Source organism: Kitasatospora sp. MAA19, assembly GCF_029894125.1.
Taxonomy (GTDB): domain Bacteria; phylum Actinomycetota; class Actinomycetes; order Streptomycetales; family Streptomycetaceae; genus Kitasatospora.
This window is the reverse complement of record NZ_JARXYZ010000027.1, coordinates 1-15,320: the sequence shown is the minus strand read 5'-3', so window position 1 is coordinate 15,320 and position 15,320 is coordinate 1. Positions and strand designations below refer to the sequence as shown.

At 73.3% G+C, this 15,320-nt stretch carries 13 protein-coding genes; 8 read left to right on the top strand and 5 right to left on the bottom strand.

The genetic code is table 11. The features are described 5' to 3' along the window. Positions 1-35 precede the first annotated feature (35 nt). Positions 36-1,766: a bifunctional 3'-5' exonuclease/DNA polymerase gene (locus P3T27_RS30520; RefSeq protein ID WP_280684323.1), complete on the top strand. Its 1,731-nt coding sequence runs from the start codon at positions 36-38 to the stop codon at positions 1,764-1,766. A gap of 26 nt (positions 1,767-1,792) precedes the next feature. On the opposite strand, the gene dhaM is transcribed toward P3T27_RS30520, so the two are convergent. Further along, a complete protein-coding gene (gene dhaM, locus P3T27_RS30515; RefSeq protein WP_280684321.1) occupies positions 1,793-2,185 on the bottom strand; it encodes a dihydroxyacetone kinase phosphoryl donor subunit DhaM in 393 nt (130 codons plus the stop codon). 157 nt (positions 2,186-2,342) lie between these two features. Here dhaM and dhaK point away from each other — a divergent pair, with 157 nt between their 5' ends. Together dhaK and dhaL are read left to right on the top strand one after the other, a co-directional pair. Continuing rightward, entirely contained in the window at positions 2,343-3,338 is a 996-nt protein-coding gene (gene dhaK, locus P3T27_RS30510; RefSeq protein ID WP_280684319.1) for a dihydroxyacetone kinase subunit DhaK, read from the top strand. 13 nt (positions 3,339-3,351) lie between these two features. Beyond that, a complete protein-coding gene (gene dhaL / locus P3T27_RS30505) occupies positions 3,352-3,993 on the top strand; it encodes a dihydroxyacetone kinase subunit DhaL (RefSeq protein WP_280684317.1) in 642 nt (213 codons plus the stop codon). An 83-nt stretch (positions 3,994-4,076) separates the two neighbouring features. Here dhaL and P3T27_RS30500 read toward each other — a convergent pair whose 3' ends face one another. Beyond that, on the bottom strand, positions 4,077-5,249 hold the full coding sequence (locus tag P3T27_RS30500; protein ID WP_280684316.1) for a PP2C family protein-serine/threonine phosphatase: 1,173 nt from the start codon (positions 5,247-5,249) through the stop codon (positions 4,077-4,079). Positions 5,250-5,374: 125 nt separating this feature from the next. On the opposite strand from P3T27_RS30500, the gene P3T27_RS30495 reads away from it, so the two are divergent. From P3T27_RS30495 to P3T27_RS30485, 3 genes are all read left to right on the top strand, one after another. After that, a complete protein-coding gene (locus tag P3T27_RS30495; protein ID WP_280684314.1) occupies positions 5,375-5,836 on the top strand; it encodes a PrsW family glutamic-type intramembrane protease in 462 nt (153 codons plus the stop codon). A 148-nt stretch (positions 5,837-5,984) separates the two neighbouring features. Further along, positions 5,985-6,203: a cation transporter gene (locus P3T27_RS30490; RefSeq protein WP_280684313.1), complete on the top strand. Its 219-nt coding sequence runs from the start codon at positions 5,985-5,987 to the stop codon at positions 6,201-6,203. 68 nt (positions 6,204-6,271) lie between these two features. After that, positions 6,272-8,560, top strand: a complete 2,289-nt coding sequence (locus tag P3T27_RS30485) for a heavy metal translocating P-type ATPase (RefSeq protein ID WP_280684311.1) — start codon at positions 6,272-6,274, stop codon at positions 8,558-8,560. Positions 8,561-8,665: 105 nt separating this feature from the next. On the opposite strand, the gene P3T27_RS30480 is transcribed toward P3T27_RS30485, so the two are convergent. The 3 genes from P3T27_RS30480 to P3T27_RS30470 all read right to left on the bottom strand — a co-directional run bounded on the left by P3T27_RS30480 (position 8,666) and on the right by P3T27_RS30470 (position 13,672). Next, positions 8,666-9,385, bottom strand: coding sequence for an SDR family oxidoreductase (locus P3T27_RS30480; protein ID WP_280684309.1), 720 nt, complete (start codon positions 9,383-9,385; stop codon positions 8,666-8,668). A gap of 537 nt (positions 9,386-9,922) precedes the next feature. Further along, positions 9,923-11,212 (bottom strand): citrate synthase, encoded by a 1,290-nt coding sequence (locus P3T27_RS30475; RefSeq protein WP_280684307.1) that lies wholly within the window; start codon positions 11,210-11,212, stop codon positions 9,923-9,925. Between the two features lie 225 nt (positions 11,213-11,437). Beyond that, positions 11,438-13,672, bottom strand: coding sequence for an ATP-dependent RecD-like DNA helicase (locus P3T27_RS30470; protein ID WP_280684305.1), 2,235 nt, complete (start codon positions 13,670-13,672; stop codon positions 11,438-11,440). Between the two features lie 199 nt (positions 13,673-13,871). Here P3T27_RS30470 and P3T27_RS30465 point away from each other — a divergent pair, with 199 nt between their 5' ends. Continuing rightward, positions 13,872-14,663 (top strand): VOC family protein, encoded by a 792-nt coding sequence (locus P3T27_RS30465; protein ID WP_280684303.1) that lies wholly within the window; start codon positions 13,872-13,874, stop codon positions 14,661-14,663. A gap of 90 nt (positions 14,664-14,753) precedes the next feature. After that, positions 14,754-15,206: a GNAT family N-acetyltransferase gene (locus tag P3T27_RS30460; RefSeq protein WP_280684299.1), complete on the top strand. Its 453-nt coding sequence runs from the start codon at positions 14,754-14,756 to the stop codon at positions 15,204-15,206. Positions 15,207-15,320: the final 114 nt, after the last annotated feature.

The window sequence follows — 15,320 nt, the reverse complement described above, 5'->3', positions numbered from 1 at the left end:
ACGCCCGACCAGCGCGCCGGAGAGGAGACGCCCCCGTGGCACCCAGGACGGCCCTCGCCCCCGATCCGCACGGCCCGGGCGGCCGGCTCCAGCCGCTCGACGACGCCGGCACCCCGCTCGGTCCGCCCGAGCGCGTCCCCGACCTCGCCGCCGCCGTCGCCGCCCGGGAGGCCGCCGGGAGCACTCGTCCGCTGGGGCCCCGCTGGGTGTGGGCCGCCGCCGAGAGCGCCTACGCGCCGCTGCTGCCCCGGCTACCCGACCGGCTCGCCCGCTGCCACGACCTGCGCCTCGTCGAGGCCCTGCTGCTCACGCGCGAGGGCCGGCTCGGCGCGCCGCGCTCGCTCGGCGCCGCCTGGTCCCGGCTGCGCGGCCTGCCCGTCCCGGACGACCTGCCCGAGCCCGGCTCCGCCGAGTCCGACGACGGGCAGGACACCCTGTTCGCCCCCGACCGGCTGCAACTGCCGCCCGGCGCCGACCCGCTGGCCGCCGTCGTCGCCGTCCACGCCGAACAGCAGCGCCGGCTCGCCGCGATCGCCGACCCGGCCGCCCGGCAGCGGTTCCGGCTGCTGGTCGCCGCCGAGTCCGCCGGGGCGCTGGTGGCCGCCGAGATGGCGTACGACGGGCTGCCCTGGCGCGGCGACGTCCACGACCGGCTGCTGACGGAGCTCCTCGGCCCCCGCCCGACCGTCCCCGGCACCCAGCCGCGACTGCTCGCCGAACTCTCCGCCGAGCTCCAACAGGCCCTCGGCGGGCGCCCGTTCAACCCCGACTCGCACACCCAGGTACTGCGCGCCTTCGCCGAGAACGGCATCCAGCTCAGCTCCACCCGCTCCTGGGAGCTCAAGCGCGTCGACCACCCGGCCGCCGCGCTGCTGATCCGCTACAAGGAGCTGTCCCGGATCCACGCCGCGCACGGCTGGGCCTGGCAGGACGCCTGGGCCCGCGGCGGCCGGTTCCGGCCCGAGTACGTGGTCGGCGGCGTGGTCTCCGGGCGCTGGGCCAGCCGCGGCGGCGGCGCGCTGCAGATCCCGCGCATCCTGCGCCGCGCCGTCGTCGCCGACCCCGGCTGGCTGCTGGTCGTCGCCGACGCCGCCCAACTGGAGCCCCGGGTGCTCGCCGCCCTCTCCCAGGACGCCGGGCTGGCCCGCACCGCCGCCGGCGGCGACCTGTACGAGGCGCTGGCCGCCAGCGCCTTCCAGGGCGACCGCGACAAGGCCAAACTCGGCCTGCTCGGCGCCATGTACGGGCAGACCAGCGGCGACATCGGCCCGCTGCTGAACACCCTGCACCACCGCTACCCCGCCGCGATGGGCTACGTCGAGGCCGCCGCCCGCACCGGCGAGGACGGCGGCGTGGTCGCCTCCCGGCTCGGCCGGGTCTGCCCGCCCGCCTCCGCCGAGTTCCTCGACCTCACCGAGGACCCCGGGACGGCCGGCGAGGCCGGCGGGCGGCAGGCGCGCGCCCGCGGCCGCTTCACCCGCAACTTCGTCATCCAGGCCAGCGCCGCCGACTGGGCGCTCGCCCTGCTCGCGGCCCTGCGCCGCCGACTCAGCGCCCTGCCGGTGGCCGACCCGGCGGACCGGCCGCACCTGGTGTTCTTCCAGCACGACGAGGTGATCGTGCACACCCCGGCCAACCTCGCCGACGAGGTGGCGGCGGCGGTCGCCGAGTCCGCCGACGAGGCCCGGCACCTGGTCTTCGGCGACACCCCGGTCCGCTTCCCGCTCACCACCGCGGTGGTGGACTGCTACGCGGACGCCAAGTAGCCGACACCGACTCGGCCGGACGGGCCCTACAGCTTCCGGAAGCCCCGGGCGTCCTCGGCCGCCGCCACCACCTCGGCCAGCGCCGCCCCGGTCGAGGCGGTGACGGCGGCCGCCACCGCGCCCTCCACGAACGGTGCGTCCACCAGCCGCGCGCCCGGGCGCGGCTCGTCCTCCAGCACGGTGACGGCGGTGAGCACCGAACTCCCGAGGTCCGGCAGCACCACCACGCCCGCCCCGCCGTCCGCCTCGGCGACGGCCCGCGCGATCAGGTCGTAGCTGGTGCCGAGCCCGCCGTCCTCCGTCCCCGCCGCACACACCACCCGCACGCCGCCGGGGGCGAGTTCGACGAGCAGCTCGCGCAGTCCTGCGGCCAGCCGGGCGCTGTGCGAGACCAGGACGATACCTACGTGTTCGCTCATGCCTGCGACCCTACGACCGGACCCCACTACTCCGGGCGGGTGACGGGAAACCCGCGTGTCGCACCCCGTGCCCGCCACCCCCGGCTGGCGTAGCGTCGGGGCAGCGCCGTCTGCCGCACGGCCCGCCGAAGCGTCCTGACCGAGGGAGCGAAGAGCGTTGAAGAAGCTGATCAACACCCCGGAGAGCGTCCTGGAGGACGCGCTGGCCGGAGTCGCCGCCGCCCATCCCGAACTGACGGTGGACCTCCCCAACCGGGTGATCACCCGGGCCGCCCGCCCGGCCGCGCCCAAGGTCGCGGTGATCTCCGGCGGCGGCTCCGGGCACGAGCCGCTGCACGGCGGCTTCGTCGGCCCCGGCATGCTGGACGCCGCCTGCCCCGGCGAGATCTTCACCTCCCCGGTGCCGGACCAGATGCTGGCCGCCGCCAAGGCGGTGGAGAGCGGCGCCGGCGTCGTCTTCGTCGTGAAGAACTACACCGGCGACGTGATGAACTTCGAGCTCGCCGCCGAACTCGCCGCCGAGGAGGGCCTGGCGGTCCGCACCGTCCTGGTCGACGACGACGTCGCGGTCGAGGACTCCACCTGGACGGCCGGCCGCCGCGGCACCGGGGCGACCGTCCTGGTCGAGAAGACCATCGGGGCGCTGGCCGAACGCGGCGCCCCGCTCGACGAGGTGGCCGCCCTGGGCGAGCGGGTCAACGCCGCCTCCCGTTCCTTCGCCATCGCGCTCACCGCGGCCACCGTCCCGGCCGCCGGCAAGCCCGGCTTCGACCTGCCGGAGGACGAGATCGAGGTCGGCGTCGGCATCCACGGCGAGCCCGGCCGCCGCCGCGAGAAGCTGCGCCCGGCCCGCGAGCTGGCCGCCGAGGTGGTCGACACCATCCTCGCCGACCGTCACCTGGCCCCGGGCGACGAGGTGATCGCCCTGCTCAACGGCCTCGGCGCGACTCCCCTGCTGGAGCTGTACATCGCCTACGGCGAGGTCGCCGCCCGGCTCGCCGAGCGCGGCATCACGGTGGCCCGCAGCCTGGTCGGCAACTACGTCACCAGCCTGGACATGGCCGGCTTCTCGCTCACCCTCACCAAGGCCGACGCGCAGCTGCTGGAGCTGTGGGACGCGCCCGTCGACACCCCCGCCCTCAAGCGGGCCTGAGCAGGGAGACGGCATGGACTTCGACACCCCGCTGTTCGACACCGCACTGGCCGAGGCCTGGGTCCGCGCGATCGCCGCGGCCGTCGAGAAGGAGCAGGCCCGGCTCACCGAACTGGACTCGGCGATCGGCGACGGCGACCACGGCAGCAACCTCCACCGCGGCTTCAGCGCCGTCCTGGCCGCCCTCGACGACCTCCGGCCGGCCGGCTCCGGCACGGTCCTGACCAAGACGGGCAGCACGCTCATCTCCAAGGTCGGCGGCGCCTCCGGCCCGCTCTACGGCAAGGCCTTCCGCGCCATCGGCGCCGCCCTGCCCGACCCGGCCGGCCCGGCCGACGTCGCCGAGGCCCTGGCGGCCGGTCTGGACGCCGTCCGCGCGCTCGGCAAGGCCGCGCCCGGGGACAAGACCATCGTCGACGCCTACACCCCGGCCGTCGCCGCCTTCCGCGCCACGGCCGCCGCCGGTGCCGCCCTGCCCGAGGCCGCTGCCGCGGCCGCCGACGCCGCCGAGCAGGGCGCCCGCGACACCGTCCCGCTCCAGGCCCGCAAGGGCCGCGCCTCCTACCTCGGCGAACGCAGCATCGGCCACCAGGATCCGGGCGCCACCTCCACCGCCCTGCTCTTCCGCGCCCTCGCCGACGTCGCCGCGGGCTGAGGCCCACCGGCCGTCCGGGCCCGTCCCGTCCTCCTCCCCGCGCGGCCGCCCGTGCGGCGAGGAGGACTCGGGCAGCCCGCCCCTCAGCCGTCCGTCCTGGCGATCAGCAGCAGCAGCGCGTCGTCCCGCAGCTCCCCGCCCGTGTGCGCCAGCAGGTCCGCGTACACCCGCCCCACCGCCGCCTCCAGCTCCCCCGCCGAGCGCGCGGCGCCCCGCACCAGCGGCCCGACCCGCTCCGCCAGCGGGTAGAACTCCCCGCTCTTGTGGTGCCGTGCCTCGATCACCCCGTCCGTGCAGAGCACCAGCACGTCCTCCGCCCCGAACGGCTGGTCCCAGCTGGCCGGCTCGCCGGCCGCCAACCGTCCGAGGCCCAGCGGCACCCACGGGTCGGGGGCGTCCAGCACGTGCGCCCGCCCGTCGCCGTCGACCCGGATCGGCGGGACGTGCCCGTACTGCAGCAGTTCCATCACCCCGGGCGAGCGGAACTCGGCGAACAGCGCGGTGGTGAACTCCCCGTCCGGCACGTGCCGCTCGACGCTGGCCTCGATCCGCGCCGCGACGCCCCGCAGCCCCGCCTCGTCGTACGCGGCCTCGCGGAACGCGCCCAGCACCACCGCGGCCGTCTGCACCGCGCCGAGCCCCTTGCCCCGGACGTCCCCGACCGCGACCCGGATCCCGTGCGGCGTCTCCAGCACCGAGTACAGGTCCCCGCCGATGAGTGAGGCGTCGGCCGCCGACACGTACCGGACGGCCAGCCGCAGCGGCCCGACCGTCGGCCCGGGCAGCCGCAGCAGGGCCCGCTGGGCCGCCTCGGCGACGGAGCTGACGGCCGCGAAGGCCGCCGCGCGCCGCATCCGAATCTTGGCGACCCAGGCGGAGAAGAGCGTCAACACGACGTAGCTGACCATCGCACCGTAAAGGAAGCGTGCGTCGTTGATGTTGTCGACCTCGTCGTAGTGGCTGAGCCCGAAGACCGCGAACAGGCCGAGCGAGCAGACCGCGAGCAGTTCACCCGGCTTGAGGGTGAGCGCGGCGATGGCCGGGACGACGGTCATCAGCGGCGCGAGGTAGCGGTCCTTGCCGGAGAGGAGGTCGGCGAGTGCGACCAGGAGGACGGCCAGCAGGGCCGGGCTGGCCCGCCGCCAGAACGGCACGTCCTGGAGGTCGGCGGCGAGCAGGGCGCCGCGCTGCCGCTCCGGCGACAGCCCCGCGGCGGCGGGAGCCGACGGGGACTGGGCACGACGGATCGGAAACACATATCGAACATAAGGGACGATCGCCGCGCCCAGCCATCCGCCTGCCCCACGTCGGGCCGCCGACCCGCCGCGAACCAGCCCCAATCATCACCGAATGTCCCATTTGTCATACAGTTCGACCAAAAGTGGCTACCCCGAGGAGGCCCGACCGGTGTCCGGATACCGCAACACCCCCCGCATCTCCGACGGAGATCCTGCGCGGGGTGCTCACCCCGGTCGGCCACATCCTGTGGACCGCGATCATCGGCGGGGTGCTGTTCCGCGAGCGGCGCGGCGGGCGCTTCCGCTTCACCGCCCCGGTCATCGTCACCTACCTGGGCGTATCGCTGCTGCACGCGCTCTGGGACAGCATGAACGGCATCGCCGTCTGGCTGGCCGCCAGGACCACCGCGAGCGAGTGGCAGCGCGCGCTGTTCGCCCTCGGCCACATGCCCGACCCGACCACCGAGCAGGTGCACCTGTACACCTGCTACGACACGGCCGGGCTGATCGTGGTCTCCTTGGGCGGGCTGCTCTGGCTGCGACTGCTGGTCCGGCGCGAGCGCGGGGCGCCGATCCCGGCCCAGCTCCCGGCCTCCCCGGCCTGAGCCGGTCGGCCGCATACGCTCTGCTGTCGGGCGCGCCCGCGAGGCGCGCCCCCCACCCGCCCCTCCGGGGAATACCCCAGAGGGGTACGGTGTCAGCAGAGTAGAGCCCGGGCCGACGCCCGGGGCAGCACACCTCCCGGAGGCCCGGATGTCCAGCACCATCACCTACACCGTGACCGGCATGAGCTGCGGCCACTGCGAGAACGCGATCAGCGAGGAGCTCTCCGCCCTGGCGGGCGTCACCGAGGTCGCCGCCGACGCCAAGGCCGGCACCGTGACGGTCTCCTCCCTCGCCCCGCTGGACGACGAGCAGATCCGCAGCGCCGTCGACGAGGCCGGCTACGAGCTGGTCGGCCGCAGCGCCTGAGGTTCGTCCGGTACGGCGGGGCCCGGGCAGCGGCCCCCGCCGTACGCCCCACCAAGGAGCTGATGCGCATGAGTACAACCGTCCCGGGCGTCCACGGCGCAGCCGGCGCCCAGGCACGGGACCGGGTCGAGCTGTCGATCGGCGGGATGACGTGCGCCTCCTGCGCGGCCCGGATCGAGAAGAAGCTCAACCGGATGGACGGCGTCGAGGCCACCGTCAACTTCGCCACCGAGAAGGCCCGGGTCGACTACGGCCCCGGGGTGACGGTCGAGGACCTGATCGCCACGGTCGAGCGCACCGGCTACAGCGCCGAGCCCCCGCCGCCCCCGGCGCCCGCCGTCCCCGCGCCGGTCGGCGCCGACACCACCACCGACCGGCCCGCCGCCGACCCCCTGCTCGACCGGCTGCTGATCAGCGCCGTCCTCAGCATCCCGGTGGTCATGCTGTCGATGATCCCGGCCCTGCAGTTCACCAACTGGCAGTGGCTGGCCTTCGCGCTCACCGGCCCGGTCGTGGTCCACGGCGGTCTGCCGTTCCACCGCGCCGCCTGGACCAGTCTCAAGCACGGCGCCGCGACCATGGACACCCTGGTCTCGCTCGGCACCCTGGCCGCCTTCGGCTGGTCGTTCTGGGCGCTGTTCTGGGGCCACGCCGGCAGGCCCGGCATGCGCCACGACTTCTCGCTGTCGATCGGCGACACCGGCGCCTCCTCCACCCTCTACCTGGAGACGGCCGCCGCCGTCACCGTGCTGATCCTGCTCGGCCGTTACCTGGAGGCCCGCTCCAAGCGCCGGGCCGGCGCCGCCCTGCACGCCCTGCTCGACCTCGGTGCCAAGGACGTGTCCGTCCTCCGGCGGGGCCGCGAGGTCCGGATCCCGATCGGGGATCTGGCCGTGGGCGACCGGTTCGTGGTGCGGCCGGGCGAGAAGATCGCCACCGACGGCGTGGTGGTCGACGGCGGCTCGGCGGTGGACGCGTCGATGCTCACCGGGGAGTCGGTGCCGGTGGAGGTCTCCGTCGGCGACGGCGTCACCGGTGCCACCGTCAACGCGGGCGGCCGCCTGGTCGTCGAGGCGACCAAGGTCGGCACGGACACCCAGCTGTCCCGGATGGCCCGGCTGGTCACGGAGGCCCAGAACGGCAAGGCCGCCGCGCAGCGCCTCGCGGACCGGATCTCCGCCGTCTTCGTCCCCGTCGTCATCCTGATCGCGCTCGCCACCCTGGTCGGCCGGCTGCTGGTCTCGAACAGCCCCACCGAGGCGTTCACCGCCGCCGTGGCCGTGCTGATCATCGCCTGCCCGTGCGCCCTGGGCCTGGCCACCCCGACCGCGCTCATGGTCGGCACCGGCCGCGGCGCCCAGCTGGGCATCCTGATCAAGGGCCCGGAGGTGCTGGAGTCCACCCGCAACGTCGACACCATCGTCCTGGACAAGACCGGCACCGTCACCACCGGCCGGATGACCCTGCTCGCGGTGCACACCGCCGAGGGCGTCACCGAGACGGAGGCACTGCGCCTGGCCGGCGCCCTGGAGCACGCCTCCGAGCACCCGATCGCCCGGGCGATCGCCACCGCCGCCGCGGAGCGCACGGGCGGGCTGCCGCCGGTCGAGGGCTTCGAGAACGTGCCGGGCCTGGGCGTCCAGGGCGTGGTGGACGGCCACGCGGTGATCGCCGGCCGGGAGGCGCTGCTGAACGACTGGTCGCAGTACCTGCCGCAGGGCCTGGCCGAGGCCAAGCGCACCGCCGAGGCGGCCGGCCGCACCGCGATCGCGGTGGGCTGGGACGGCGAGGCCCGGGCCGTCCTGGAGGTGGCGGACGCGGTCAAACCGACCAGCGCCGAGGCGATCGCCCGGCTGCGCGCACTGGGCCTGCGCCCGGTGCTGCTGACCGGCGACCACCGGGCGGTCGCCGAGGCCGTCGCGGCCGAGGTCGGCATCGCCCCGGAGGACGTGATCGCCGAGGTCATGCCGCAGGACAAGGTCGACACCGTCAAGCGGCTGCAGGCCGAGGGCAGGGTCGTGGCCATGGTCGGCGACGGCGTCAACGACGCGGCCGCGCTCGCCCAGGCCGACCTGGGCCTGGCGATGGGCACCGGCACCGACGCCGCGATCGAGGCGGGCGACCTCACCCTGGTCCGCGGCGACCTGCGCTCGGCGGCGGACGCCATCCGGCTCTCCCGCCGCACCCTCGGCACCATCAAGGGCAACCTGTGCTGGGCCTTCGGCTACAACGTGGCGGCGATCCCGCTGGCCGCCGCCGGGCTGCTCAACCCGATGATCGCGGGGGCCGCGATGGCCTTCTCCTCGGTCTTCGTGGTCACCAACAGCCTGCGGCTGCGCCGCTTCCAGCCCGCCTGAGGCACCCGCCCGCCACCGCGAGGGGCCCGGACCGGACGAACCCCGGCCCGGGCCCTTCCCGGTGGTTCACCCCCGAGCAGCCACCGCAGCCGAGCAGCCCGCCGCTCAACGCCCGAGCAGCTCGCCGCCGTTGCAGTGCAGGATCTCGCCGGTGATGAACCCGGCCTCGGGCGAGGCCAGGAAGTACACCGCCGCCGCGACCTCGCCGGTCTCCCCGATCCGGCCGAGCAGGGTGCGCGCCGCCCGGCGGGAGACCTCCGCCTCGTCCAGGCGCGGGCCGAAGAACTCGGTGCCGGCCACCGTCCCCGGCGCGACGATGTTGGCGGTGATCCCCGAGGTGCCCAACTGGGCGGCCAGGAAGTGGTTCCAGGCGTGCAGCGAGGCCTTCGCGGCGCCGTACGAGCCGGCCCCGCGCAGGGCGGCGATCGAGCTGATGGTGACCACCCGGCCGGCGCCCGGGGTGAGCCGGTCCCGGATCGACTCGGTGAGCAGCACCACGGTCAGCACGTTGCGCTCGAAGTCGCCGCGCCAGCGGGCCAGCAGGGCGTGCGGCCCGGCGCCGATCACGGTCTCCCGGCTGCCGGCGTTGTTGACCAGGACGTCGATCCGCTCGGGCAGTTCGGCGAGCGCGGCCTCGACGGCGTCGGGGTCGGCGAGGTCGCACACCAGCGGGGTGACGTTCGGCCCGAGATCGGCCGCGGCCTTCTCCAGCACCGCGCGACGGCGGCCCACGATCACGACCCGTTCGCCCGCCTCGGCGAACCGCCGCGCGACTTCGTACCCGATTCCCGTGCCACCGCCGGTGACAACGACGTTCCTGGCCATCTGCGCACTCCCTCCCCAGTTCCGCCGCCACGCTGCGAGGGTGCGGGACGGTCCGTACCGGAATGCCACGATTCCTATCACGCTCGGTTGCCGTGACTGCGGGGAGGGTGACGTCGCGCGTGCGGGATCGTGTGGTATGGGCAGGGCACGACGCGCACACGGAGCGTGGCGAGAGGCAGCTCACACCCCCCGGGCGTAACTTCTCGCACCCTGATACGTCTTAGGTTGGTAGTGCGGCAGTTTTTCCGATGGGCTGGGACGCGGCGAACGGCAAAGGCGTCCCCGCACTGCCATCGGTTGCCGCCGACGGGGCTCCGGCGGGCCCCGGGACGGTCGTCGACCCTGGCGACCTTCGCGCACGACGCCGGGGTTGCGGCGGGTCAGGGACGCTTTGAGCGGCCGTCCCCGGCTGCGGCCGCCCCCGGAGTCGTGCGCCGTACGGTTCCGTCCGCGTGCGGGGCGCCCACCCGGGCCCACCGCGCGGGGACGCGGAAGGGCCCGGCCGCACAGCGCGGCCGGGCCCTTCCTGGTGCGGCGTCAGCGGTCGCCGAGGGCGACGAAGTCGCGGATCTCGACGCCGGTGTAGATCTGGCGCGGGCGGCCGATCCGGCTGGTCGGGTCGTTGATCATCTCGTGCCAGTGGGCGATCCAGCCCGGCAGCCGGCCGAGGGCGAACAGCACGGTGAACATGCTGGTCGGGAAGCCCATGGCGCGGTAGATCAGGCCGGTGTAGAAGTCCACGTTCGGGTAGAGCTTGCGCGAGATGAAGAAGTCGTCCTTGAGGGCGTGCTCCTCCAGCTTGAGCGCGATGTCCAGCAGCTCGTCGTTCTTGCCGAGCTGGCCGAGGACCTCGTGCGCGAGCAGCTTGACCTGCGCGGCGCGCGGGTCGAAGGCCTTGTAGACGCGGTGACCGAAGCCCATCAGCTTGACGCCGGCTTCCTTGTTCTTCACCTTCGTGATGAAGGCGTCGACGTCGCCGCCGTCCTTCTGGATGCTCTCCAGCATCTCCAGCACGGCCTGGTTGGCGCCGCCGTGCAGCGGGCCCCACAGCGCCGAGATGCCGGCCGAGATCGAGGCGAACAGGTTGGCGTGGCTGGAGCCGACCAGGCGCACGGTGGAGGTCGAGCAGTTCTGCTCGTGGTCCGCGTGCAGGATGAGCAGCTTGTCCAGGGCGTTGACGATGACCGGGTTGAGCTCGTAGTCCTCGGCGGGGACGGCGAAGGTCATCCGCAGGAAGTTCTCGACGTAGCTCAGGTCGTTGCGCGGGTAGACGAAGGGCTGGCCCATCGCCTTCTTGTACGCGTAGGCGGCGATCGTCGGCAGCTTCGCGAGCAGGCGGACGGTCGACAGGTGACGCTGGCCCGCGTCGAACGGGTTGTGGCTCTCCGGGTAGAACGTGGACAGCGCGCCGACCACCGAGGACAGCATGGCCATCGGGTGGGCGTCCCGCGGGAAACCCTGGAAGAAGCGCTTGACGTCCTCGTGCAGCAGGGTGTGCTGGGTGATCTCGCGGTTGAAATCCGCCAGCTGGTCCGCGTTGGGCAGCTCACCGTTGATCAGGAGGTACGCGGTCTCGATGAAGCCGCCCTGTGCTGCGAGCTGCTCGATCGGGTAGCCGCGGTACCGCAGGATGCCGTTGTCGCCGTCCACGAAGGTGATCGCGGACTTGTACGCGGCGGTGTTACCGAAGCCGTTGTCCAGGGTGACCAGGCCGGTCTGCGGCAGCAGCTTCGAGATGTCGAAGCCGGCGTTGCCCGCAGTGCTCTCGACGACGGGGTACTCGTACTCGCCGTCCTGGTACCGCAGTACTACCGAGTTGTCGCTCACGTCTTCCTCACCGACGAAATGAATCCTCTTCCAAGGTGCCCTGACTGTCTCTACCATCCCCCATCTGGAGGACAGCCGCGCACCCGGGGTGGCCCGAAAGGGCCCGCCCCTACAAAACCTGCCGCCGCAGCCGGTACGAACCGGACAAGATCGGCACCACCCTAGGCTCTGCCGTAAATCTCTTCACGTCAAGAGAACATTAGAGGCAACCATCCTGTTGGATAATCATCCAGTTCCCAGCCGATGATCGAGGGCCGCGTGCCGCCGACCTGCACTGACGGTCCGTACGGCCTGCGCGATCGCCTTCCGTGACCCCACCAGTACCACCAGTTTCCTGGCCCTGGTCACAGCGGTGTAGAGCAGATTTCGCTGGAGCATCGTCCAAGCGGACATGGTGACCGGAATCACCACCACCGGGTACTCGCTGCCCTGCGAGCGGTGGATCGTCACCGCGTACGCGTGGGCCAGCTCGTCCAGTTCGTCGAAGTCGTACGCCACCTCCTCGTCCTCGTCGGTGAGCACCGTCAACCGCTGGTCGTCCACGCTGAGGGCGGTCACCACTCCCACTGTGCCGTTGAAGACACCGTTCCGCCCCTTGTCGTAGTTGTTGCGCACCTGCGTGACCTTGTCCCCCACCCGGAACGTCCGCCCGCCGAACCGCCGCTCCGCCACCCCCTCCCGGGCCGGCGTCACCGCGGCCTGCAGCAGCGTGTTCAGGTTGCCCGCCCCGGCCGGGCCCCGGTGCATCGGCGCCAGCACCTGCACGTCCCGGCGCGGGTCGAAACCGAACTTCTGCGGGATCCGCCGCGCCACCACGTCCACCGTCAGACCGGCCGCCCGCTCCGCGTCGTCCTCCACGAACAGGAAGAAGTCCGCCAGACCGTCCGTCAACGGCGGCTTCCCCTCGTTGATCCGGTGCGCGTTGGTCACCACGCCGGACTGCTGCGCCTGCCGGAAGATCCTGGTCAGCCGCACCGACGGGATCGGGCCGCCCTCCGCCAGCAGGTCCCGCAGCACCTCGCCGGCCCCCACCGAGGGCAGCTGGTCCACGTCCCCCACGAACAGCAGGTGCGCCCCCGGCGGTACCGCCTTGACCAGCTTGTTCGCCAGGATCAGATCCAGCATCGACGCCTCGTCCACCACCACCAGATCGGCGTCCAGCGGCCGGTCCCGGTCGTACGCCGCGTCCCCGCCCGGCTTCAGCTCCAGCAGCCGGTGCACCGTCGAGGCCTCCACCCCGGTCAGCTCCGACAACCGCTTCGCCGCCCGCCCGGTCGGCGCCGCCAGCACCACCTTCGCCCGCTTCGCCAGCGCCAGCGTCACGATCGACTTCACCGTGAAGGACTTGCCGCACCCCGGACCGCCCGTCAGCACCGCGACCCGCTCGGTCAGCGCCAGCCGCACCGACTGCTCCTGCTCCGGCGCCAGCTCCGCCCCGGTCCGCTTCGCCAGCCACTCCAGCACCACCGGCCAGTCCACCGAACCGAACCACGGCATCCGGTCGGAATCCGAACGCAGCAGCCGCAGCAACTGGTTGGCCAGCGAGATCTCCGCCCGGTGGAACGGCACCAGATACACCGCGGTGATCGGCTCGCCCGCCTCCCCCGGCACCGACTCCCGCACCACCCCCTCCGCCGCCACCAGCTCCGCCAGGCAGTCGATCACCAGCCCCACGTCCACCTGCAGCAGCTTCACCCCGTCCGCGATCAGCCGCTCCTCGGGCAGGTAGCAGTGCCCCTGATCGCTGCTCTGCGACAGCGCGTACTGCAGCCCCGCCTTCACCCGCTCCGGGCTGTCGTGCGGGATCCCCACCGCCTGGGCGATCCGGTCCGCCGTCAGGAAACCGATGCCCCACACGTCCGACGCCAGCCGGTACGGCTCGTTCCTGACCACCCCGATCGAGCTGTCCCCGTACTGCTTGTAGATCCGCACCGCGAGCGAGGTCGACACCCCGACCCCCTGCAGGAAGACCATCACCTCCTTGATGGCCTTCTGCTCCTCCCAGGCCGCCGCGATCTTCTTCGTCCGCTTCGGCCCCAGCCCCGGCACCTCGATCAGCCGGCCCGGCTCGTTCTCGATCACCTCCAGGGTGTCCACCCCGAAGCGCTCCACGATCCGCTCGGCGAACCGCGGCCCGATCCCCTTGATCAGCCCCGAACCCAGGTAGCGCTGGATGCCCTGCACCGTCGCCGGCAGCACCGTCGTGTAGTTCTCCACCGTGAACTGCCGCCCGTACTGCGGGTGCGAACCCCACCGCCCGTGCAGCCGCAGCGACTCGCCCACCTGCGCGCCCAGCAGCGCGCCCACCACCGTCAGCAGGTCGTTCCCGCCCCGGCCGGTGTCCACCCGGGCCACCGTGTAGCCGGTCTCCTCGTTGGCGTACGTGATCCGCTCCAGCACGCCCTCGACCTGCGCGAGCTGGCGCGGCGCCTCCTGCCCCGACTGCGCCTGCCTGGCCACCGGGACCCCCTTCGACCGGTACGGGTGGACCTTTCCGTTACGCACCGTACCGCCCGGCCCCGACAACCCCGCACCCGCGCCGACCGCCCCCGAACGCCCTGCCGTGCAGCGCCCCGGCCGGGGTGCCAGGCTGGGAGGGGCAAGGGGGGCACCGATCGCGCCCGCGCCCGCACGGGCCCCCGTCCGAGGAGCAGAGCCCATGCTTAACACCGCCTTCCGCCCCGGCTCCCCCGCCTGGGTCGACCTGGGCAGCCCCGACACCCAGGCCTCCGTCAGCTTCTACACGGCCCTGTTCGGCTGGACCTTCGACTCGGCCGGCCCCGAGGCCGGCGGGTACGGCTTCTTCCAGCTCGACGGCCGGACGGTCGCCGCCCTCGGCCCGCTCGCCGAGGAGGGCGCCCTGCCCGCCTGGACGCTGTACTTCACCACCCTCGACGCCGACCGCACCACCGAACTCGTCGAACAGGCCGGCGGACGCGTCCGGTTCACCCCCTTCGACGTCTTCACCGCGGGCCGGATGGCCGGCTACGCCGACCCGACCGGCGCCGAGTTCGCCGTCTGGCAGCCGCACGACACCCGCGGCCTGGACGTCGTCAACGAGGAGGGCAGCCTCTGCTGGGCCGAGTGCTACAGCGTCGACGCCGAACGCGCCAAGTCCTTCTACCGCACCGTCTTCGGCTGGCAGGAGCAGGACGTCCCGCTCGAAGGCGTCCTCTACACCGTCCTCACCCCGGCCGGCGCCGGCAGCGACGACGCCCACGGCGGCATCATGCAGCTCGGCCCCGAGCACACCGCCGCCGGCACCACCTCGCACTGGCTCCCCTACTTCGAGGTCCCCAACGTGGACGCCAGCCTCGCCATCGCCGACACCCTGGGGGCGACGGTGCGGATCCCCGCCATGGACGTCCACGGCGTCGGCCGGCTCGCCCAGCTGCACGACCCGCACGGCGCCGTCTTCGCCGTCATCACCAGTGCCAAGCCCGGGGAGTGACGTCGGATCACCCCCGAGAAGGGCCGTGAGGGGGCCCTACGGGCACCGACGGACAGGGGTGCGGGGAAGGCGGCCACCTATCCTCTGATCATGAACGATCTGACGATTCGCCGGGCCACCGAAGCCGACCTGCCCGCGATAGTGGCCATGCTCGCCGACGACCCCCTCGGCGCCACCCGCGAGAGCTCTGACGACCTCGCGCCCTACCTGGACGCCTTCGCCCGCATCGACGGCGACCCGCACCAGCACCTCGTCGCCGCCGAACGCGCCGGCCGAACCGTCGGCACCCTGCAGCTGACCGTGGTCCCCGGCCTCTCCAGGAAGGGCTCCACCCGGACCATCATCGAGGGCGTCCGCATCCACGCCGACGAGCGGGGCACCGGCCTCGGCACCGAACTGATCGAGTGGGCGATCGAGCGTGCACGCGCACTCGGCGCGGACCTCGTCCAGCTCACCTCCGACGCGACCCGCACCGACGCCCACCGCTTCTACGAGCGGCTCGGCTTCGTCCCGTCGCACCTCGGATTCAAACTCCAGCTCTGATTCCGGCCCGGAAATGCAGAGAACCCCCATCCGGTTTCCCGGATGGGGGTTCTCTGTGAATGATTGTTCGGCGGCGTCCTACTCTCCCACAGGGTCCCCCCTGCAGTACCATCG